Raw genomic sequence first — 21,544 nt, forward strand, 5'->3', positions numbered from 1 at the left:
TCGGGGCGAGGTTTGGGGGTCAGGGGCTCAAGGCGGCCAGTCGGTGCTGGCCGGTGAGGAGCAGCTGGCTCCAGGGCCAGTCCCGGGCCAGCCGTAGGGTTCGTCGACGGGCGCTACTGACCAGGCGTCCGGCGACCGCGAACAACCGCAGCCGCAGGGTCTTGGGTTCCCAGCACCTGGCTGGTGTGCCGGACAAGGCCAGGTGCTGGGTCCAGGCGATCAGGTCGTTGGCCAACCCCACGATCTGCAGCCAGATCTGGTTGGCGGCGAAAGAGTGCAGGGGCAGGTTGCGGGCGCCGGTGTCTTTCAGACACCGGATGCGGTCCTCAGCCCGGGCCCGCAGGCGATGGGTGAGTTCGTGCTCAGCAACCCGGCCGCCAGAGATGTTGGTGGCGAAGATCGTGATCCGCCAGCCGTCGACGTCGGTCAGGCCGAGCTGGGCGCCGGGGTTGGGTCGTTCCCTGCGGGCGATGATCCGCATGCCGGGTGGCCAGGGACGGGCGGTCCAGGAAGGGGCCAGGTCCTCGATCCAGGCGGAGATGTCAGCGACCTGGGCGCCGTCGCGGCGGGAACCATCGGGGTCGATCGCAGCTCGCCAGGCTTGACGCGGGACTCTCGGGATAGCTGCGGCGATCCGTTGTCCGGCCTGCAGCCCAATCGAATACGACAGATCTGCGTTGTGCAGGTGCCATATGAACTCCTTCACTCCGGCGCCGGCGTCGCCGCGGATCATCACCCGATTCCGAACATCCTCGGGCAGCTGGGCCAGGACGTCGGTGGTCAGGTTGATGTGAGCCCCGGCGTCGTTGGCGGTGGCCCGACCGATCCGCAGTGTTCCGCCGACGTACTCTCCGGTCCCACCGGGACCGTGATCCACGAACGCTAGGATCGGGTGAAACCCGAAGGTCCGTTTCCAGGTTGAAGTGGCCCCTTCCTTGTCCGAATGGGCAGCCAGGATCGTGGCGTCCAGATCCACGATGACCGGACCGTCCTGGGGAATCGGAGCGGGTACCTGCGCGGTGGACCACACTCGTTGGCGGGTGATGGCGTGGGCGGCGCGCAGCGCCGCCAAGGCTGCGGGAGCGTCGGCGGCCAGGCGCGTGATGAGGCGGGAGACGGTGGGGTCGGAGGCGACGTGTCCGAACAGGGCTGGTTGGGCACGGATGGCGGCCAGGTCGGCCAGACAGTCCCCGCCCAGTGCGATCGCGGTCGTCAGGTCCAGGACGATCTTGCCGGGGTCGTGGATGGCCAGGGGTGCGCGCCACGGTGAGAGTGCCTGGCTCAAGGTCTTGGTCAGGCCGATGATGTCGGCGGTTTGACGCAAGAGACTGGCGCCAGAGTGGGTGGTCAGCGACTCGCCGCCGGTGGTCAAGACGGTGCTGGAGTGGGGTCGTCTACTCTGCACTTGCGGAGTGCCTCTCTGGAGCGGGATCGTTTGCCTTCGACGAGCGAAATGATCTACTGCAGGGCAGGCACTTCCGTGTATTTCGGGTTGGTGTCAACGCAGACGCTTCAGTTCCGCGTGAAAGATCGAGGCTAGTGGTTCTCGCGTGGCTTGGACGCCAGGGAGGGATTGCAGAAGGACCGGAGGAACGGTGGGTCATTACGGCTTCACCTGTATCTGACCGGGCCCGCGGTAGTCCTTCGCAGATCAGCACTATCCGTCGCCTGCGTCGCTCGCGGCCGTGGTGGCCTGACGTTGTCATCAGCTCCCCCCGGGTGTCGCGTCGTCACTGCGTGCAGTAACGCTAGCCCGAACGGGTGATGATCGTGGCGTCTTGACGAAGATTCTGTACAACGAACGCTCAGCCGCTCAAGAACCAGTGCCCAGAAGGAACAGATGCGATGCCTGGCCTCGCCTTGTTGCTGGACACGCTGGTTCAGCCCTCGATCGGGAGTCGAGGAGTGCCTACTCCGCCCGGTACGTGTTGGCGACCCACAAATTTTCCCGCCTGCCACGGCCTACCACGACCTGCCACGGCCTGCCCGTCGCCGCGAGCTGCCCGCCGACGCCGTTCAGGCATCGGACACCTCAGCCCTGTGAAGTACGAAGCTCTTCAGACCGCGGCGACTGCGGCCTGATCAGTTTGTCCGAGAACCCGGGTCGAGCTGCTTAAGTCAACCCCTCGACGTGCACCTGTCTGCTTGGCCTACCTGCTCGACCTACCTGCTCGGACCACCACCGCCCCGAGCGTGACGACGCTCGGGCTCACCGACCCCGGCCAGCTCCCGGATCCAACCCGGGGTCTCCACACCACGCTTCACATCAGCCGCCACCCGCGCCCGAGCCGCCACCGCCCGCACCCGCGGCAAGACCACGCACCCGCCCGTCACCGCGGTGCGGCTTCCCAACCTACCGCTGACCCGACCCGTCACCGCAACGTCACGACCTGTGACGTCCCCGACGCGCCGGAATGGCGCGACCGGACTCCACCCGCACCCGCACCCGGCGCCCCGCGACGTGCCACAGCCGGTACACCAACCGCTCACCTCTTCACCAAACATCACCCCAACGGCCCAACAACAGGTCTACGGTGACCCCCGACCGGCGAAGACGCCGGCCAGCCGTAACTTGCTGGGGGGCAACATCATGGGAACGAAGAACTCTTCCACCGTCCGGGCGTTCGCTGCGGTGGGGGCCGCAGCGCTCGCCCTCGTGGGCTTGGCCGGGTCGGCCGACGCCGCCACCGCTCGCGCGGCCGCCGCCAGGCCCGACCTCGTGGTGTCCTCCCTGAAGTGGGCACCACTGTCACCGGCGGCCGGGCAACAGCTCCGATTCAACGCGGTCATCACCAACCAGGGCACCGCCGCCACACCGGCAGGGACCATCAGCGGGGTCGCGTTCGAGGTCGACGGGCGCAAGCGCACCTGGTCCGACACCACGACCACCGCCATCCAGCCCGGCCAATCGGTCCTGGTCACCGCCAACGGCGGCCCCACCGGGTCGGCGACCTGGACGACCACTGCCGGCTCGCATACGCTGCGGGCCGTCGTCGATGACGTGGCGCGCATCCCCGAGTCGAACGAGGGGAACAACACCCGCAACGCGACGGTGACGGTCGCTTCGGGGCTGTCCGTCCGGCCCGGTGGCGCGGGGCTGCTCGTCGGTTTTGCGAACCTGAACCGGCCCACGGTCTTAACGACCAACATCACCGGTGACCTCTACGCCGGGTGCTTCGACCAGCAGGACGTCCTCGTTGACGGCACGGAGCAGTTCGTCGGCGCCTGGACGATCGGGCGCAACACCCCGAACTACGGCGGGAAGTTCTTCGACGGGGAGGTGATGCTGTCCGCGGTCCAGACGCAGCAGACGGTCGGCGCCGACCTGCAGGAGGTCTACTACTCCTACCAAGGTCACAGCCCCGTCCCGTGCGCCACCGGTCAGACCGCGCGCTTCACCGGCTTCCACGCCTCCTCCATCACCCTCACCCGCTGGCCGGGGAAGTTCGGCTCCGAAGGCCCGGCGCTAGCCCGGGTGCAGCAAGACGTAGACCTGGTGCTGCCGGTCTGACCCGGCCGGACTCCCCTCGAAGAGATTCCGCCGGCCGCGAGCGCCGTCGGACCCGAGCGCCGCGGCGCAGGTGCAGGTCAGGGCCGGGAGCTGCTCAAGCACGCAGGGCCGTCAACCGCGCGAACAGTTCACCGGTCACCGACCGATCACCCACAGGAACCGGCCAAACATCCCCGCCGCTACCGCGTCAGACAACCCAACCTCGAATAGTTCGCGGAGCGCGGGGTCGTCCCAGCCCACGTCGTGGCCGCCGGCCTTCACGGGCGAGGCGAACAAACTTTCGCAAAGTCGCGAAACCCTGGACGTACCGCGATCGCAGAACAAGTCAGATGTGCAGCGACAGGCCGGCGAAGTTCTCGGCCAGCCCTGTGCGTGCGGCGTGACTGCTGGCCAACCACCGCAGTTGCGACAGTTGCAGCTGTGCGGCGAAGGGGTCGCTGCCGGTGTGCAACATGTCGGTCATCCACCATGCGAAGTGCGTCGCGCGCCAGACCCGCCGCAGGGCAAGGTCAGAGTAGGACTCCGCCAGAACATGGTCATCTTTGCGGAGCAGCGACACCAACGCCGGGGCGAGGAGGGCGACGTCCGCGATGGCCAGATTCAACCCCTTCGCCCCGGTGGGCGGCAGAATGTGGGCGGCGTCACCAGCCAGGAACAACTGACCATGCCGCATCGGGGTCTGAACCAGACTCCGCATCGGCAGGACCGACTTCTCCGTGATGGGCCCGCTCGTCAGATGGAAACCCCGCCGACCCGAGCCCAGCCTGTGTGACAACGTCTCCCAGATCCGATCGTCTGACCAGTCCGCGAGATCGGTGCCGTTGGGAACCTGCAGGTAGAGCCGGCTGACACTCGACGAACGCATGGAGTGCATGGCGAATCCGTCGGAGTGCCAGGCGTATCTGACGTGGTCGGTGGAGGGGGCCACCTGGGCCAGGACTCCCAACCAGGAGTGCGGGTAGACCCGCTCGAAGCGGGTACGGACAGCTTCGGGGACCGCTGAGCGACTGGGACCAAATGATCCATCGCAACCCGCCACCACCGCCGCCTCGACTCGGCCGGGGGCTCCGTCCGCGTCGAGGTAGGTGACGTAGGGAGAGTCTGAATCGACGTCGTGGACCCGGGTGTCGCTCACCTCGTACACGATCTGCTGTCCGCGTCGTTGTGCCGCGGCATCGAGGTCCTTCTGCACCTCGGCTTGGCCGTAGACCACCGTGCTACGTCCGGTCAGTTCCTCAAAGTCGATGAACACCTCGTCATCAGGCCAGGTGAGGTAGATGCCCCGATGCTCTCCACCCTCGGCCTTCAGGCGGTCGCCGAGACCAGCGGCGGTGAGTACGTCCACGCTGGACTGCTCGAGCACCCCAGCACGGATGCGGGCACCGACGTGAGCTCGCGACCTGCTCTCCAACAGGATGGAGTCGACGCCGTCCGCAGCGAGAAGGTGGGAGAGGAGAAGGCCGGCAGGCCCGGCACCGATGATGACGACTTCAGTTCGCACGCAAACACCATGGCACCCCCGTCGCGTCCGCGTCCTCGATTCGATGGATGCTCTGGCGAACTACTGATCCGTTCGAGTGAGCACATCGTCGCCGAGTCCGACAAGTTGACAATTTTCTGACAGTTCTTGGTGAGCGCCAGAACAGAACCCCGTGAAGAGTGCAGCAGCAACCTTCTGCTTCTACCAGGCCCCTGATCGCGGCGGACAGACCCGGCGCGATCAGGCCCGGCGCGCGATAGGTATCGGCTAGAGCCAGCAACCCCGACCTTGAGTCCGCGAGCGCCGGAAGGCTCGAACGCTGCAGCGCAACTCGACCAAATCATGAACCGGATGGCGTGCACCGAGCACCGTCCGGTCGCGACGGTGCGGGAGAGCGTCGGGTAGGACCCGTTGGTGGTCGCGGGGTGCAGGTGGGCCCCGGCGGATGGCAGTCGCTGGTGTTCGAGGGTGGAGGCGTCGGTGTGCTCCCCGCAAGAGTCCGCGCGCAACCCCTAATACGCCAGGACCAATAGCTGGTCATACAGCTCTTCTCGCCGCGCTACCGCGGCTACGAACCTCGCCGCACGTAACGGCTCCGTACCTGGTCTTGCGCTCGTTTGGGTTCATGCGACCAGGACCCGCGGAGGTCGACGGGGCAACGAAATCTCGCCTGCCGGGCCTGGGAGTACGCCCTGGAGTCTGCCGTACTGCCGGGCCGGTCACGGTCATCGAGCCACCCCCCGCGTCGCCTGTCGACAACGTACCGCGTCGACTGCCTTGGGCGGCCAGTCCGCCCGACTCGCTAGCGGGCTGCTAGCCGGATCAGCGGATGCAGACGACTTCCCCGGTGACGCCTACCGCGCCGGACGCGGCATCACCGGGCCCGGCAGGAGCCGGATGGCCTCCTCCACCGCGTCAGCCCACCGAAGCACTGAAGGCACCATGTCTGTCAATGGCCAGGTTGCGGGGGTCCCTCGGCAGGAGCCGCACCGGGACTCTGTGTCATACGCCGCGCCGGGAGAAGCGCTCACGCTGAACAGGCATGAGACCACCCAGCAGACCATGGCGCCGCGACGTCACGCTCTCCACGGAGAGTGCCTCATCCAGGCAGGCCCGTCGCACCGGGCAGGCGTCGCAGATCTGCAGAGCGCGGGGGTGGGCTCGTCGGGTGGAGTCGAAGGTCTCATCGAAAAGTTCAACGAAATCGCGGCAGGCAGCGCGGTGACGCCACTCGTTCATCGGTTGCCCTCCTCGGCTGATCTGCCGCTCTGATCTGCCGCTCTGATCTACCGGTCTGATCTACCAGTCTGGTGCTCAGCCGGCGGGTGTCGCGATGTGACCCGCTGTCCCGCCAGCTGAGCGGCCCGCATCCGGAGGGCCACCCCTTCGATCGACCAAGACCGTCAAGAGCTGAGGACCACCCCGACGCTCACGCGAGACGCCGCGCCAGGAGCAGGTCCAGGAGGATGTGCGGCTGTTGCCACCAGCGTTCGACGACACCGTCACCGCGGTCATCGACACCGACCAGGATGACGGTGATGCCGTGGGCCTGGAGATCGGTGGCGATGTCGTCGGGTAGGAGGTCGTTGACCTGCAGGCGGTGCACCCGGCGGCGGGTGAAGTCGTCCAGCTCATCCCACTACGCCTGCAGCGAGTCAGCTTGAGTCACCACAGGGCCCGCTGTCTCGGAGGTGCCCACGAGTTGAGGTCGCTGTCGTCGCAGCCGTCCCAGGCCTCGACCCGAACCCGCACTGCATTGAGGAAGACCTTCACGGCTTCAGACTGGACGTGGAGGCGGAGGATCCGCTGCCGGCCCTGGACGTTGAAGATGGCACTGGCGTAGTCGACATGGACGCCGTGGACGCCGTGGGACCGCAGCTGGTGCACGAACCGTTCGGGGATGAAGTCGCTCGGGCGAGGCTGTAGGCGTCGAGGCGGTCTCGAGAGCCGAGGTTGGCCCACCAGTCGGCCACGGCGAGGTGTTGGGTCACGACTTCGGTATCGGCTCCCCAACCCCGGTCGCATGAGAGCGGGTCACTCGACCAGCCGAGCGTTCGGGTTGACCGACCGGTCGCGGTCAGGGGCTTCGGTGCTCAGCCGGTGGGCCCGCGCTACGACCCGCCCTCCCGCCGGCTGAGCGGCCCGCATCCGCTGGGCAACTTCCAATCGACCACTTTCACCCACACCTGAGGAGACAGTCGTCACCGTTCGGACCTGGAGATGCGTCGTCGTAGCAGGACCTGGACCGTCGCCGTCGCCGGCCAGCAGACCAACTGCACGCCGCCGAGGACCGCACCGACCGCGTTGCCTGCCCGAGCAAACGCGATGAGCTCCAGGGCCGCCACCATCGTCAGCCCCGCCCACGTGAGCAGCGCGTTACGGTGTCTGCGTCTGCTGACCAGTGGCGGCACCGCTCAAGAATGCCACCGCCGATCGCCGCCGATCGCCGCCGATCACCACCGATCACTGACGTTGGTGGCCCCGCTCGAGGCGGGTCACCAGATCGGCGTAGGGCCACCTCCCCCGTTGAGACGTCAGTCGATGGGTCCATCCGGCGGACAGGGCGCACAACTATGGTGTCCGGTCCTGCAGACCTTGCTCAGGGGGGACGCTGGAGGTGTGACTACCGAGCCTTCCAGCTTCGACACCTGGTGGGCGGGTGTGGATGACGTAACGCGCCAGCGAATCTTGAATCTCCAGGCCGGCGACCACGTCCCGGGGGACTTGGCCCTGGCCATGCAGCTGCACGGAGTCCGAGTCCTTGCCGTGGGCGTGGTGTGGTCGCAGATGGAGGAAGAGTGGATCGGGCTGTATGAGCAGCCGCCGGAGGTCATCGACCTGCTCGCCAGCGTCAGTGGCGATCACCCCGGCTGACAGGGCGGTTCAGGAGGCTTCGCGGGGCCCACTCGCGATGGGTGTGCCATCACCGGCGAGGAGGTGGCCGTTGAGGCACTCGAACTGCAGCGGCTTCTCGAGGGCGCGACCTCCGGCCAGCTGGAAGACGAGCCATCTGCGTATGCCCTGTGCTTGGCACTCGGGGCATGTCTGGGGTCGTTGGGTAATCACCGGCACATCATTACGCTACGTCACAAAATGCGACCACGGGTTACGCCCGTCAGTATCGGCGGACCGCGATCTTGAGGTCTGGGTTGCCTTCCCGGGAACGGTCTGGGCTGACATAGCCAGCGAGCGTCAAGTGAGCGCCGAGGAGGCATCCGGCCCTTCGACTGTGACACGACCCCACCCAAGCCGCCCGCCTCGGCGACCGCTCAGCCTCCTGCATCATTGGTCGATCCAGGCTGGGAGCTCAACGGATACGGGCTGGCAGCCGGTGGCGACGGTCGGGTCACGTCGCGCGGTCCCGCCGACTGAGCCGCGACCTCGAGCGCGACCTGCTCTCAAGAGCGCACCGCCGCCAGGCCGGACGCTGCAGCCACCCGAAGCCCGCGCGGCGGTTGGAGAGTGGTGTCAACCGCAGCAACCGCACCGTTGCCAACCCGACCAAAGCGGGGGTAAGTCAAGAATTCCTTCCCCCGCGTCGATGTCCTACTTCCGGGGGTTGCCCCGGTGATCGGGATCACCGCAGGAGTGAGGGAGGAAGCGGTCGTGGGGAGAGCTGCGCTGGCACGTAGTGCCGGGTTCGCCGTGCTGTTCGCGCTGACCGTGGCGCTGGGACGGTTGACGGTCATGGACGGCACCAGCTTGAGCTTGGTGTGGCCGGCCGCCGGGGTGGCAGCGTTGTGGTTCGCTACCCAGCGAGGGGCCCGCACCTACTGGCTGGACGCAGCACTGCTGTCGGTGATCACCTTCATCACCAACACCATGACCGGCACCTCGCCAGGACTGGCGGGGTGCTTCATCCTCGCCAACCTGGTGCAGGTCGCGACGTTTTCCTGGCTGTTCGCGCGCTGGTGCCCGCAGCTGTGGGGAGCCGGGGGCCACCGCCCCCTAGCCGGTGGACGCCAGCTGGGCTTCCTGCTCGCCGCGGCGCTACTGGCTAGCGCTGCAGGTGCTGTGATCGGACCAGTCTCGGTGTGGGCGTTGACTGGGCACTGGTCCCTCCTGAGTGCGGCGGTGTGGCTGATCCGCAACACCGTCAGCGTGGTCCTCATCCTCGCCGCGGGGCTGCGCATCGGTCACCTGCTCGATCCCCGGACCAAGATCCCCACCCCGCAGACGAGGCATCCGCGTGGGCAGGACTCCCCCGAGGAGCCCGATCAGCAACGGCTGCCGTTCATCCGTCCGCGTGGACTGCGGTTGGTGGAACTGATCGCGGCACTGATGGTCTCCGGGCTGCTCTACGTGCTCGTCTTCGCCGTCTTCGACGGGCTCCCCCTGGCCTTCCCGCTGCTGGCCGTGACGGTGTGGGTCGCGCTGCGTTTCGACACCACCATCGTCGCCGTGCACGACCTTGCACTCGGAGTGGTAGCGGTCGCGTTCACCCTCGCTGGCAGCGGCCCGTTCGCCACCATCAGCAACGACGATGCCCGAGCACTGGTGGTGCAACTCTTCGTCGGGATGCTCGTCGTCGTCGGTCTCGCGCTGGCACTGGGACGCGATGAACGAGAAGTGCTGCTGACCCAGGTCCGTGCCCATGCCGCTCGCGCCGAACAGCAGCAGAAGTTCGCCGAACAGCAGCAAACCTTCGCCGAAGAGCAGCGGATGCTGGTCGAGCTGGCCATGGCGGAATCGCAACGCCGGGGTGAGCTCAGCGACGCCGTCCTGGCCAGCGTCCAGGTCGCTATCATCGTCACCGACCCCCAAGGGGGTCTGACGATGTTCAACGACACCGCCACGAACTGGTTGGGGCACCTGCCCCAGATCGGTCTTCCTCTCACCGAGCATGCTGCGACCTACGGGCTCTACACCGCCGACGCCACGACACCCCTGCCCCCCAAGGAACTTCCACTACGACGGATCCTGCGCGAAGGCCAGGTGGAAGGAGTCGAGTTGGTCATCCTCACCGGCGACCACCCGGCCCGGACCGTGGTCTGCTCTGGACGGTTGATGCACGCCGGCGACGACACGGTGCTCGGCGCGGTCATCGCACTGCATGACGTCACCACCGACCGGGCCCGTGAGAAGGAACTGGCTCAGCGCAGCCAGCAGCTGGCCCTGCACGCCCGCCAGGTCCAGACCCTGGCTGATGCCGCTCGCGCGGTCACCACCGCCGATGATCCCCACGCCGCGATCTGCGCGGCCATGTGCGAACTGACCGGAGCTGAAGCCGCCTACCTCCTGCAGCCTGACGGGCAAGGACACCTGGTCTCCACCGCCATGACCGGTTTCGCGCAAGGTACCGAGCTGCGACTGGATCTGGCCAGCGACGTCAGCCTGCCCTTGAACGCCTTCCGTGACCGGCAGGCGTTCTTCGTCGCTGATGTGGGTGCTCACCCCGACGCCAACCCCGACATGATCGCCAAGTCGGGGACGGTCTCAGGGGTGTGGCAACCGGTGCTGCGCCGCGACGGGAGCCCGTTGGGGGTCCTCGGCGTCATCTGGCGTCACCGCGTTGAGCAGCTGCCCGCGACGGTGGCTTCGATGCTGCAGACCCTCGCCGCGGAAGCCGCGCACACCATCGAACGCGCCGACCTGCTCACCCAGCTGGCCGATGCCGCCCAACACGACGTCTTGACCGGGTTGACCAACCGCCGCCGCTGGGACGAGATCGCCCGCGCCGAGATCGCCCGTGCCGCACGCACCGACGCCGTGCTGACCTTCGCGCTGGTCGACCTGGACCACTTCAAACGCTTCAACGACACCTTCGGTCACCTCGCGGGCGATGAGCTGCTGCGCGGCTTCGCCACCGCCGCCGCGGGGCACCTGCGTGAAGTCGACACCCTCGCCCGCTGGGGTGGGGAGGAGTTCGTCCTGGCCCTGCCCGGCTGCAACGCCGCTGATGCCGTGACCGTCGCCGACCGCATCCGCGCCACCGTGCCCCACGGGCAGACCTGCACCATCGGGATCGCGCAGTGGGCTCCCGGAGAAGACGCTACAGCGGTCCTGGGCCGCGCCGACAGCGCCCTCTACACCGGTAAACACAACGGCCGCGATTCCACCACCACCGCTAGCACCCCAGCCGACACCACCACCGATCGAACCAACCCCGCGCTGACCCCCGCACCAGCCCCCGCACCGGCCGCCACGCTGAGCTGAGGAGCCGACCAGATCGACACGGCAATCCACGTCAACCACTTCGACAAGGGCAACCATGACGGCTCCATCGAACCTCACGCGCGCGTCGCAGCGCCGCCCGACGTCAACGACCGCGACCGCGACCGCGACCGCGACCGATAACACAGGTGCACGAATTGAGGACGCGAACCGAAGACGACGTCCCCACCTGAAAGGTGGCTAGCCGCCGCATGGTTGCGCTCAATGAGTGGTGTCACGCCGAAGCCCTCAACGTGCACGATGAAGAGGACGACAAAAGGACGACGACCAGAACAACGACGAGAACGACGAGACAGCAGGACTCAAAAGAATACCAACGAAGAACACGAAACCGGCGACAAGCACGAACCGGTACAGCACATGGTGAGACCAACGCAGGCTGAACGGGGGTTGTCGTGAAACGCGTAGAGCGCAGTGGGAACGACTTCGTCGACGTCGCCGAGCTCACCCTCGCCGACCTACGCCAACGCATCGGGTTGAACAGCTGGTGGATCGCACGCCGGCGCGGCGATGAACAAGTCGTCGTGGCCGCTGTCGATGACACCTTCGGGTGGGCCCCGGGCACGGCCATGGCCTGGACGGCCTCCTTCTGCGCGCAGATGCTGCACGGTGATGCACCTCAGGTCGCCGGCCAGGTCGACGATGTCCCGGCCTACGTCCTCGCCCGAGAGCGCAACGGCCTACCCGCTGCAGCGTTGCTCTCACTTCCGCTGACCGCGCCGGGCGGTGAGGTGGTGGGCACCTTGTGCGCAGCCAGTCGTCATCCCCATCTCCACCTCGAGGAGCTGTTGCCCACCGTGCAGGTGCAGGCCAGCATGCTCGGGGCGTTGTTGGCTCACGAGCTGCGTCTGGCCGATGAGGTCCGCCGCGCCGAACGCGCCGAACATGCCGCCCACACCGACCCCCTCACCGAGGTCGGCAACCGGCGGTCCTGGGACGCGGCGCTGGCCGCGGAAGAAATCCGTGCGGCGCGCTACGCCAGCGCTACCTCAGTGTTGATCGTGGACGTCGATGGGCTGAAAGTGCTCAACGACAGCGCCGGTCACCACGCCGGCGATGACCTGCTGCGCGCGACGGCGACGCTGCTGAGCAAACGGGTGCGTGACAGCGACCTGCTCGCACGCCTGGGTGGAGACGAGTTCGGCCTGCTGCTGACCGAAACTGACCTCGTCGGGGCCAGCGCACTGGCCCAGCAGCTGCGCACGCTGCTCTCAGACGCGCAGGTGCACGTCTCGATCGGTGTCGCGACCCGCACCGGAGACGAGGGCCTGCTCGGCGCCTGGCGCGCCGCTGACGCCGCGATGTACGCCGAGAAAGCCGCACGCAAAGCCGAGATCCGGCGTGCCGCCTCCTCAAGTGCTGCTCCCACTATTGGTGAGCTGCCCGCCACCAGCACCAGTCTCACCGGCAACCCCGTTGCCAGTCCCTTTGCCAGTCCCGTTGCACTTGCCACGTTAGACGCCTTGGGCTTCTCACGTTCAGCAGCAAGGGTGAGCAGCGGCGTCGACGACCTCCTACGGCTGATCACTGCCCAGCTGGGCACCGAGGTGGCCTTCGTCAACACCTTCGACGGTGAGAACCGACGTTTCCGCAACCTGGTCAGCAACATCGACCTACCCATCGCCGCCGGCGATGTCACCCCCCGCGACGGCACGTACTGCCAGCTCATCGCCGATGACACACTGGAAACCGTCATACCCGATGCCTTAGTGCACCCGCTGGTCAAGGACCTGCCCGTCACCCAGACCCTGGGTATCGGCTCCTACCTCGGCGTCCCGCTGCACCGCGGCGACGGGGAACTATATGGAACGCTGTGCAGCTTCTCCCGCACCCCCAACTCGAACCTGCGCGAACGTGACAGCGAAATCCTCGCCGCTCTCGCCGCCACGATGATGCGGCTGATAGAGACCGAAGACAGCGACGCGACCCAGCGCCACGACGTACTGACACGCCTACAGCATCTCTTCGACAACGGCGGTCCTCAGATCGTCTACCAACCCATCATCCGCCTCCACGGCATGCGCCCCGTCGGGATGGAAGCCCTCAGCCGCTTCCCCACCGACACCGCGAGCACCGCGCAGTGGTTCAGCGACGCCACTGAAGCCGGAGCAGCCCTCGACCTGGAACTGAGCGCCCTGACCAACGCCTGCGCCGATCTCGACGAGCTCGAAGGCTTGCTCACTCTCAACGCCTCCCCCGCCACCATCTGCAGTCCCCGTTTCACCCGGGCGCTGCAGGGTCAACCCCTGCGCCGCCTGATCGTTGAGATCACCGAGCACGAACCGGTCCAGGACTACTCGGCACTCCTGACCGCTCTCGCACCGCTGCGCGCCGCTGGTCTGCGCATCGCCGTGGATGACACCGGCGCCGGTTTCGCGAGTATGCGCCACGTCCTGGCCCTGGTTCCCGACCTGATCAAGCTCGACATCAGCCTCGTACGCGACATCGACACCGACCTGGCACGCCAGGCCCTCACCGCAGCCCTCATCACCTTCGCCTCCGCCACCGGAGCGGAAGTCATCGCCGAGGGCGTTGAAACGGCTGAGGAGCTCGACTGTCTACGGCAGCTGGGTATCGACTACGCCCAGGGCTACTACCTCGCCCGCCCTGCTCCCCTACCCGCGCGAGAGTCCACCCGTCTCAACTAAGCCTGGGTTCATCGTTGTAGATAACGTGATCGCACCCACAGGGTGGGCTGTCTCAAGGGGTCAGCGCAACAGTTCCGTGAGCTTCTCCGATGGTGTCATGAACGGCAGAGTCTTGCGGGGACGACCGTTGAGGGAGTCCTGAATTGCGAGCAGTTCCTCTCCGGGTAACGTCGCTCAGGTCAATACCCTTGGGCAGGTACTGGCGCAACAACCCGTTCGTGTTCTCGTGACTGCCCCGCTGCCTCGCTGCCTCGCTACCCCGCTGCCAGGGCGAGTGCGGGTCGCAGAAGTAGACCGGGATATCGGTGGCGAGGGTGAACTTCGCGTGCGCAGCCATCTCCGCACCCTGATCCCAGGTGACGCTGCGGGCCAGGTGAGCAGGCAACGCCGTGATGGCCTCCCGCCTCGCCTCAACTGTGATCGCGGACTTGTCCGCCCCCAACGGCAACAACATGACGTAACGGGTGAAACGCTCAACCAAGGTCCCCACCGCGCTGCGACTGCCGGCTCCCATGATCAGGTCCCCCTCCCAGTGTCCCGGCACAGCGCGGTCCTCGACCTCGGGTGGGCGTTGAGAGATCATCACCATTCCCGGGATACGTCCGCGTACTTCCACTCGTCCTCGGGTCTTGCGCCGGGTCCGCCCCGATCGTAGGTATCGCACCAGTTCACGGCGCAACTCGCCTCGGCCTTGGACGAAGAGGGACTGGTAGATCGTCTCGTGGCTGACCTGCATCTGCTCATCATCGGGGAAGTCACGCCGCAGCCGCCCGACGATCTCCTGCAGTGGCCGCCATTGCTGCAACCGCGAGGCGACTTCCACCAGCAGCGGCCCCGCGATGAGCTTGAACGCCTTGGGCGGCCTGCTCACGGGCCTGCTCACGGGCCTGCTCACGGGGCTGCTCATGGGCACGGACGTTCCCATCCCAGGCCCGATATGCCTCACGGCCACCGTTCGCGTTGACCTCCCGCGACACCGTCGAAGGGGAACGACCCAGTCCCGCTGCGATTGCATGGCACGATTCCTTGGCTCGCACACCGATCCGGAGCTGCTCGCGCTCATCGATCGAGAGACGACCCGCACGCGGTGTCCACGGATCCTCCACCCCGCCCAGGTGGCGTTTCTCCCGGCCCATCAACCCCACCGCAGTTGGGGTGCAGCCGACTGGCGGGCGATCCCCCCAGCGAGAAGCCATGGGCGCGCAGCCGGATCGCCAGCTGCTTCTGCGCCGTGGCGAGAACACCGGACATGCTCAACTCCCCTCAACGACCAAGCAAGATCATCCCATGGGTGTTGCGCTGACCCCTTGAGATCACCGCCTTGGACTTCAGGTGGTCGTCGACGTAGAGGCCGACGAGCGAGCCCGGGGCACCACCGACGGGCAGCGGGTGCCCCTCGAAGAGCTCGACGTCACGGTTGAGCAGGTCCGAGAGCAGGTTGCGGATGGCCAGGTTCGAGAGCAACCGGTTGATCTCGAACTTCACCTCGCCCTAAGCAATCGACGGCACGACGGAGGCCTCGGACGTGCCCGAACCCGCCCCAGAACCCGCGTCGCCACCCAGGACGGGGACCAGCGCCGCGGCGAACGCCTCAAGGGTGAGGGGCTTGGCGATGAGGAACAGGGCACCGGCGGCGGCCGCCTTCTCCCGCATCTACTCCGAACCCTCCGAGGCAGGAAGCCGAACGGCACGTCGATCCCGGAACCGCGTAGTTCTGCAGCATTTCGTAACCGGACGCCTCGGGCATGTTCCAGTCCGAGAGGACGATGTCGGGGTTCTCCTTGCGAACCTGGTCGAACCCCTCCTTGTCGTTCTCGGCCTGGACGACCTCGACCCAGTCGTAGCCCGCCTGCCGCAGCGTGCGGATGACGATCTGTCGCATGACGCGACTGTCGTTGACAACCAAAGCTTTCGTGATGGACTCAACTTTGACGTCTCGCGAATAACCAGATCGTGCTCGGCCATCGGGGTTCATCGCTCTACCGCGAGCACGTCGTGACGCTGACCACGACACCGGCGTTGACCCCTCGCACACGATGGCGTCGCGGCGCCGGCGCCGGCGCCGGCGCCGGACGATACAAGGCGTGGCGGCAGCTGCTGCGTAGAGACCCGCCACGGCGCGGCCTTGGTCATAAGGACCCGGTACCCCGGTCCACAGCCCTGGGGCGCCGACCCTGAAGCGCCGGGCAACCGCTACGCCGGGGCGGGGATCCGCGGACGTCGGGGAACGCTCTCCTGCAACGCCAGGCCGGTGATCGCGTCACACAAACGCGGAAAGGACTCCAGCACCTCCTCAGCGATCTCCAGCCGGATCGGACGATTGGAGAGGATGACCGCGCTGACCCGTCCCCGACTACTCGGCCCCTGAGACACGAAGCACCCCGGAACGCGGGCGCTGAAGCCGGCGAAGAAGTCGTTCAGCTCATGGATCGCGACCGGACGGGCCGTCTCGATCGAGAGGACTGTCTTCATCTCGTGACCACTCTCCATTACCTTCTACTGCCTTCTGCTACTTTCCAATGACTCAACGGCCGCCATTTCGATATCAGGCGAGGACGGCGCGGGTCGTGGCTTCCTGCTCCGTGAGCACCCCAGCGATCAACGACTGACGCTGGTTGATCTCCTCCACCGCCGAATGAATCCCACTCAACGACGTCACCACCGCCTGCACCCGATCCTGAATGGTCGCGACCTTCCGGCTCACGTCATCAGTAGCACGCTCGGTCTGACTCGAAAGCTCCTTCACCTCACCAGCCACGACCGCGAACCCCTTACCCGCCTCCCCCGCCCGCGCCGCCTCGATCGTGGCGTTCAACGCCAGCAGCTTCGTCTGCGCCGCGATCGACTGGATCGCCCGCACCACATCATCGATCTCCGAGCTGGCCTGCCCCAGCGCCGCGACCTGACTGTTGGCCTCCTGCGTCAACGACTCCCCCTGAGCAGCGACCTCAGCCGCGGAAGTCACGTTGCGCTCCACCTCCGCGATCGAGGACAGCAACTCCCCACCCGCCTGGTGCAGACGGGTCTCAGCAGCGAAACGCTCCATCGCCTGTCCCACGAGGAACGCAGTGTTGCGCAACGCGCTCTCCCGACTACTCGACATGATCAAGGTCCGGGTGGCGAAGAAGTCCATCGTCCCGACCAGGCGCCCACCGACCAGCACCGGCAGGCAGACTCCTGACTTCACCCCCGCCCGCTGCGCCGCGGGAGCGCGGACACAGTCGGTCATCTCCCCGAGGTCCTCGACGAACATGAAGTCCTGCTTCGCCCAAGTCCGACCCGAGAGACCGACGCCCTTGGCGAAGGACGCCGAGAGCGTGACCCGGCGGAACTCCTCCCCCGCATCCCCCGACTCCAACTCGAAGCGCAACACAGGTGTCCGCGCATCGGATTCATCCAGTCGCCAAAACGATCCGTACTGCCAGTCGAAGTCACGGCGGATCGTCTCCAACGCGGTCCGCAGCGCGCTCTGCTCATCCGCAGCGGTGGTCAGTTCCCGGATGACGGTGGAGACGGCATCGACGTCCTGAGCGGCCTTCTCCTGGCGGACCTGCTCGTGGACACGTTCCAACGCCCCCGACACCAGCACGCCGACCGCGCGCAGGGCGTCCAACCGGCCCGGAGAAGGGTCAAGTTCCTCGGTGGTGAAGAAGTCCATCGTCGCCACGACCTGGCCGTGCTCGATGATGGGGAAGCACACCCCGGACTTCACCCCGGCCCGCTGCGCCGCGGGTGCCCGGACGCAGTCGGTCATCTGGGCCAGGTCCGCGACGAAGACCAGCTCACGCGAACGCCACGCCCGTCCCGAGAGCCCGACACCCTCAGCGAAGGACGCAGTCAGGGTGACCTCGCGGAACTCAGCACCCGCGGTCCCCGACTCCTGCGCGAAGCGCAGGACACCTGCCTCACGGCGGTGGCCCCGCTCACCGGATGGGTCGAGGGTCCAGTAGGAGCCGTAGGCCCAGCCGAAGCGTTCGCGCACCGTCTCCAACGCGACCCGCACCGCCTCGCCCGGGGTGGTGACCGTCGCCAACGCGCGTACGACCTCCGTCATCGCCGCGACGTCGGCGTCACTGTCAGCCGCGTGGCGGGTCAGGTCAGCGATCACCGCCGCCTTCCCGGACGTCTTCTTTCGGGTGCTCGCATCGGCGGTTCCTCGCGACGTCGTCGCTGCGGAGTTCCTGAACACGGGTCTCGGGGTCCCTTCGGCTGACACGCCCCACCAGGTAGTGGATCCTTCAAGCACTCGGGAGAACGGTCCTTCTCCTTGAACGGTTCGTGAACCGTTCACTCCCTGGGACGCATCCACAACCACCGTGTGGGTGAGCCCGCACGCCATCCATTCGGCGCGGTGATCACGCACGGCCATGGGCCACTGTCTAGAACTCACAAGAAACTCACGCGAACTGACTAGAACTGACTAGAACTGACTAGAACTCAGCAGAACCCCCCGTCCTGGGTCTCCGATGGTGCGCGGGGTCCACACGCGGCCGCAGACGTCATCGTTGCTGCGAACGGGCGTTACGCACCGTTCAGCGCTCAACCACCCTCCCCGCAGCACCGACGACCCTAAGGCACCTCCCGCACCTCGATGGAAGAAGCTCATGGACCTCCCCTGGACACCCACCGCACGCACCACCGCGCAATACCCGGTTCACGCTTCCTCCCCCACAACGCACGACGCGCGCCACCAGACCCGCGACCGAGTAGCTGATCCGGTAGTTGACCAGGTAGCCGGCCGGGCAACCGACCAGGTCAATGCTCAGGTCACTTCCCAAACCCGTGACCAGCGCGCCGCGGCCTGGCTCCGCCTGCAGGAAGGTAACCGTCGCTGGATCGCGGGAGACAGCGACGCCGGCCTGGGACGGGGGGTGCAACGTCGCGCCGACCTGGTCTCCGGGCAGACCCCGTTCGCGATGATCCTGTCCTGCGCGGACTCCCGCGTCCCCGCCGAACTCGTCTTCGACCAAGGCCTGGGTGACCTATTCGTCGTCCGCACCGCCGGACACGCGCTCGATGACACCGTCCTGGGGTCCCTGGAGTACGCCGTCAGCATCCTCGGTGTCGACCTGGTACTGGTGATGGGCCACCAGGGCTGCGGAGCTGTTGCCGCTGCAGCGCAGGCTGTTACCGGTGGCGCGATCCCCGGGGGCCATATCCGCGGCCTGGTGGAGCGTCTCAGCCTCAACATCACCGCCGCCCACCACGCCGGCTTCACCGAGGGCCACGACCTGGCCCGGTGGCACGCCGCCGCCACCCTCGAACAGCTCCAGCAGCGTTCCACCGTTTTGAGCGAAGCGGTCTTCCACACTCGTGTCGGTGTCATGGCCGCCACCTACGAACTGACCACCGGCGTCGTCGTTCCCGTGCCTGCCCGCCGCCCGGCCCCCACCGCGCGAAGCGCCGGTCTGGAAACCACGCGAAGTGGACAACGGTGACGTCGAAGCTCGAAGGCGTCGAACCTGGGTACGCGACGGTGGCATCGTTGGCAACGACACTGGCGGCGTCGACGTTGACCGCCTGCACGCCCCGTCAATCTCCCACCCAGTCTTTTTGGTGAATCACCGGGGCTAACGCTCCGACTTCGGCCTCCGCCAGCTCTCCACCAGCTCACGGGGTTCACCGCCGACCGGGAGGTCGACCTCATCGGGCTGCGCGACCTCCTGGGTAGCTGGACGCCGCCCCGCTAACCTTCCGTCCGTGAGCGAGTTCCTCCCCGACCTATCCGCCAACGCCTTCGGCCTACCCGACAGCGCCTTCGGCTTAGCCACCCTCGGCAGCGCCGAAGGGGCTGATGAGAGCCGCCGGCTGCAAGCGTCAGCGGAGAACCTCCTTGGTAAGGCCTTCATCGCGCTTGGCTGTGGTGATCAGGAGCGGCTGGTGACGCGGGCGCTGGCCCTCCCCTTCGACGACCACGAGCAAGTCCACCCCACCTGGTGGGCCGCCCACACGTTCCTCTATTCTCTCCTCGCCCACGAGGTCGAGACGTTGCCCGACGACGAGCACGCCTGGCTCGACGCCGCCGCCGCAGTGCTATCGCCGCAGCAGGGAGCGGGTGGTCGCGCGCTGCGCGGTGTGCTGAACACCCTCACCCACACCGGGGAACTCAGCGTTGGAGAGGCCCGGCGATGTGGGGAACTGAGCCGCGGGGTCACCGAGGACGTGTGGTGGGACGCGCCCGTAGCTGAGGTCACCGTCGAGGCCGTGCTCGACGTCCTCAGGGTTGCGGACGCCTACGTCGCGGCACTGAAGTCTCTCAACCGCTGAGCGTCGACCGCTAACCGGACCAGAGCATGATGCGCGGAGCCGGGGCACTGAGCTTTTCTCAGTAGCGGCGTGACGGTCACGTTCGGTGACGACGGTGCGGTGCAGCTCGACACGCCCAAGATCACCAAGTGCGGTGGGTAGGGGTGGAACTCCGGTAGACGGAGGGCTTCTCACAGCAACCTGCGCCACCGGAGCTCCACCGTGCCTGATCTTGTCACCTACACCGCTGCGCTGCCCACTTCCCGGGCCACTGTCCAGCACATCGCGACTCTCCTGCAAAGACATCGCCTCCACCTAGGCACCCGGACCGGACGCCGGGCTCTCGGCGTCTTCGCCCACGCGATCCTGATCTGCCGCTTCCTACTGGATGCGACCCGGACCGTGAACCTGGCCCGGGACAACGGGATCGGGGTGTCAACCTGCTACCGCTACCTCCATGAAGGCCTCGACGTCCTCGCCGCACAGGCCCCGCGCCTGCGCCCGGCGCTGCTCGCCGCGCACGCCGCCGGCCACACCCACGTCAACCTCGATGGCACCCTCATCACCACCAACCGCGTCGGTGTCCCCGGCCCGAGCACCACGACCAAGGGACGTCACCGTCAGCGAGTTGATCTCTGGTGGTCAGGCAAGCACCACCGCCACGGCGGCAACGTCCAAGTGCTCACCGCTCCTGACGGGTGGCCGCTCTGGGTGTCGCCGGTCCGTCCCGGTCGCGAGCACGACACCAGCTGCGCCAGAGACCATCACGACCTGCTTTCCGCGTTGGAGGAGTTCACTGTCGCCGGCCACAAGGTCCTCGCCGACCTGGGCTATGAAGGCGAACGACGCCTCCTCACCTGTCCGCACAAAACCCTCAAGGATCGGGAACTCACCGACGACGAGCGGCAGTTCAACCTCGTTCACGCCCACATCCGTGCCCGCGCGGAGCAGGGCAACGCCTGGCTGAAGAACTACCGGGCCCTGCAGAAGGTGACCCTCTGCCCCCGGCGCATCGGGGTGATCGCCGCCGCCGTCATGGTCGTCCTGCACCTCGAGCACGACCGCACGACGTGACGATCCGTGACCGTCACGCCGCTACTGAGAAGAGCTCACTTTCCGCCACGCTGACTTTCCTCCTCGTCGGACTCGAACAAGTCACACAGCAGGTCACGTCGGCCGCCTCCGCTGCCGACTCCTTCGGCCGCTACACCTCGATCGTGAAGAGTCCCCAAAACTCAGACCCCGCCAAAACCCCACCTCGTCATCGTGCACGCCAGCGGTAAGCACTCCCCGGATGATCGGGCCGAGCTGTTCAAAGTCGGCCGCTCTACCGGCTACCGCACCGTGCAACGCGCCGTGCAACGCGCCGCAAAACGCTGTGGTGAGCCGGGGTCAGCCACACCATCAGCTGCCTTCGCAGGCTCCCGCCGCTGGTGAGGTGGAGCTCCGTCGAGCCATACCGTTCGGCAAGGAGCCGTACTCGGG

At 67.0% G+C, this 21,544-nt stretch carries 14 protein-coding genes and 2 pseudogenes; 7 read left to right on the top strand and 9 right to left on the bottom strand.

Going from position 1 to position 21,544, the window contains the following annotated elements; genetic code table 11:
* Window positions 1–19: 19 nt before the first annotated feature.
* The gene (locus OG218_RS01555; RefSeq protein ID WP_328291446.1) at window positions 20–1,405 is read right to left on the bottom strand and encodes an IS1380 family transposase; all 1,386 of its coding nucleotides are present in this window, start codon (window positions 1,403–1,405) and stop codon (window positions 20–22) included.
* 1,185 nt (window positions 1,406–2,590) lie between these two features.
* Here OG218_RS01555 and OG218_RS01560 point away from each other — a divergent pair.
* Entirely contained in the window at window positions 2,591–3,511 is a 921-nt protein-coding gene (locus tag OG218_RS01560; RefSeq protein WP_328291447.1) for a CARDB domain-containing protein, read from the top strand.
* Window positions 3,512–3,836: 325 nt separating this feature from the next.
* On the opposite strand, the gene OG218_RS01565 is transcribed toward OG218_RS01560, so the two are convergent.
* The 3 genes from OG218_RS01565 to OG218_RS01570 all read right to left on the bottom strand — a co-directional run bounded on the left by OG218_RS01565 (window position 3,837) and on the right by OG218_RS01570 (window position 6,597).
* Complete coding sequence (locus OG218_RS01565) at window positions 3,837–5,012, bottom strand: 4-hydroxybenzoate 3-monooxygenase (protein WP_328291448.1); 1,176 nt, start codon at window positions 5,010–5,012, stop codon at window positions 3,837–3,839.
* Between the two features lie 981 nt (window positions 5,013–5,993).
* Window positions 5,994–6,230: a WhiB family transcriptional regulator gene (locus OG218_RS26510; RefSeq protein WP_442906348.1), complete on the bottom strand. Its 237-nt coding sequence runs from the start codon at window positions 6,228–6,230 to the stop codon at window positions 5,994–5,996.
* A gap of 190 nt (window positions 6,231–6,420) precedes the next feature.
* Window positions 6,421–6,597 (bottom strand): hypothetical protein, encoded by a 177-nt coding sequence (locus OG218_RS01570; protein WP_328291449.1) that lies wholly within the window; start codon window positions 6,595–6,597, stop codon window positions 6,421–6,423.
* A gap of 1,013 nt (window positions 6,598–7,610) precedes the next feature.
* Between OG218_RS01570 and OG218_RS01575 the strand changes: the two genes are divergently transcribed.
* The 3 genes from OG218_RS01575 to OG218_RS01585 all read left to right on the top strand — a co-directional run bounded on the left by OG218_RS01575 (window position 7,611) and on the right by OG218_RS01585 (window position 13,813).
* Window positions 7,611–7,865 (top strand): hypothetical protein, encoded by a 255-nt coding sequence (locus OG218_RS01575; protein WP_328291450.1) that lies wholly within the window; start codon window positions 7,611–7,613, stop codon window positions 7,863–7,865.
* A 732-nt stretch (window positions 7,866–8,597) separates the two neighbouring features.
* Complete coding sequence (locus OG218_RS01580) at window positions 8,598–11,147, top strand: diguanylate cyclase domain-containing protein (RefSeq protein WP_328291451.1); 2,550 nt, start codon at window positions 8,598–8,600, stop codon at window positions 11,145–11,147.
* Window positions 11,148–11,560: 413 nt separating this feature from the next.
* Window positions 11,561–13,813 carry an EAL domain-containing protein gene (locus OG218_RS01585; RefSeq protein ID WP_328291452.1) on the top strand — a complete coding sequence of 751 codons (2,253 nt, stop codon included), beginning with the start codon at window positions 11,561–11,563 and terminating at the stop codon, window positions 13,811–13,813.
* A 60-nt stretch (window positions 13,814–13,873) separates the two neighbouring features.
* Here the strand turns inward: OG218_RS01585 and OG218_RS01590 are convergent.
* The 5 genes and pseudogenes from OG218_RS01590 to OG218_RS01610 all read right to left on the bottom strand — a co-directional run bounded on the left by OG218_RS01590 (window position 13,874) and on the right by OG218_RS01610 (window position 17,867).
* Window positions 13,874–15,064: pseudogene (locus OG218_RS01590) on the bottom strand (IS30 family transposase).
* Between the two features lie 12 nt (window positions 15,065–15,076).
* Entirely contained in the window at window positions 15,077–15,298 is a 222-nt protein-coding gene (locus tag OG218_RS01595) for a hypothetical protein (protein ID WP_328291453.1), read from the bottom strand.
* 75 nt (window positions 15,299–15,373) lie between these two features.
* Window positions 15,374–15,695: pseudogene (locus tag OG218_RS01600) on the bottom strand (response regulator); the annotation flags it as partial.
* Window positions 15,696–16,006: 311 nt separating this feature from the next.
* Window positions 16,007–16,285, bottom strand: a complete 279-nt coding sequence (locus OG218_RS01605; protein ID WP_328291455.1) for a hypothetical protein — start codon at window positions 16,283–16,285, stop codon at window positions 16,007–16,009.
* A gap of 73 nt (window positions 16,286–16,358) precedes the next feature.
* Entirely contained in the window at window positions 16,359–17,867 is a 1,509-nt protein-coding gene (locus OG218_RS01610; RefSeq protein WP_442906445.1) for a GAF domain-containing protein, read from the bottom strand.
* A gap of 550 nt (window positions 17,868–18,417) precedes the next feature.
* Here OG218_RS01610 and OG218_RS01615 point away from each other — a divergent pair.
* The 3 genes from OG218_RS01615 to OG218_RS01625 all read left to right on the top strand — a co-directional run bounded on the left by OG218_RS01615 (window position 18,418) and on the right by OG218_RS01625 (window position 21,133).
* The gene (locus tag OG218_RS01615) at window positions 18,418–19,251 is read left to right on the top strand and encodes a carbonic anhydrase (protein WP_328291457.1); all 834 of its coding nucleotides are present in this window, start codon (window positions 18,418–18,420) and stop codon (window positions 19,249–19,251) included.
* Window positions 19,252–19,513: 262 nt separating this feature from the next.
* Window positions 19,514–20,080 carry a hypothetical protein gene (locus OG218_RS01620; RefSeq protein WP_328291458.1) on the top strand — a complete coding sequence of 189 codons (567 nt, stop codon included), beginning with the start codon at window positions 19,514–19,516 and terminating at the stop codon, window positions 20,078–20,080.
* A 201-nt stretch (window positions 20,081–20,281) separates the two neighbouring features.
* Window positions 20,282–21,133 carry an HARBI1 family protein gene (locus tag OG218_RS01625; protein ID WP_328291459.1) on the top strand — a complete coding sequence of 284 codons (852 nt, stop codon included), beginning with the start codon at window positions 20,282–20,284 and terminating at the stop codon, window positions 21,131–21,133.
* The last annotated feature ends 411 nt before the right edge of the window (window positions 21,134–21,544 follow it).

The sequence above is a fragment of the Kineococcus sp. NBC_00420 genome (genome assembly GCF_036021035.1).
Taxonomy (GTDB): domain Bacteria; phylum Actinomycetota; class Actinomycetes; order Actinomycetales; family Kineococcaceae; genus Kineococcus.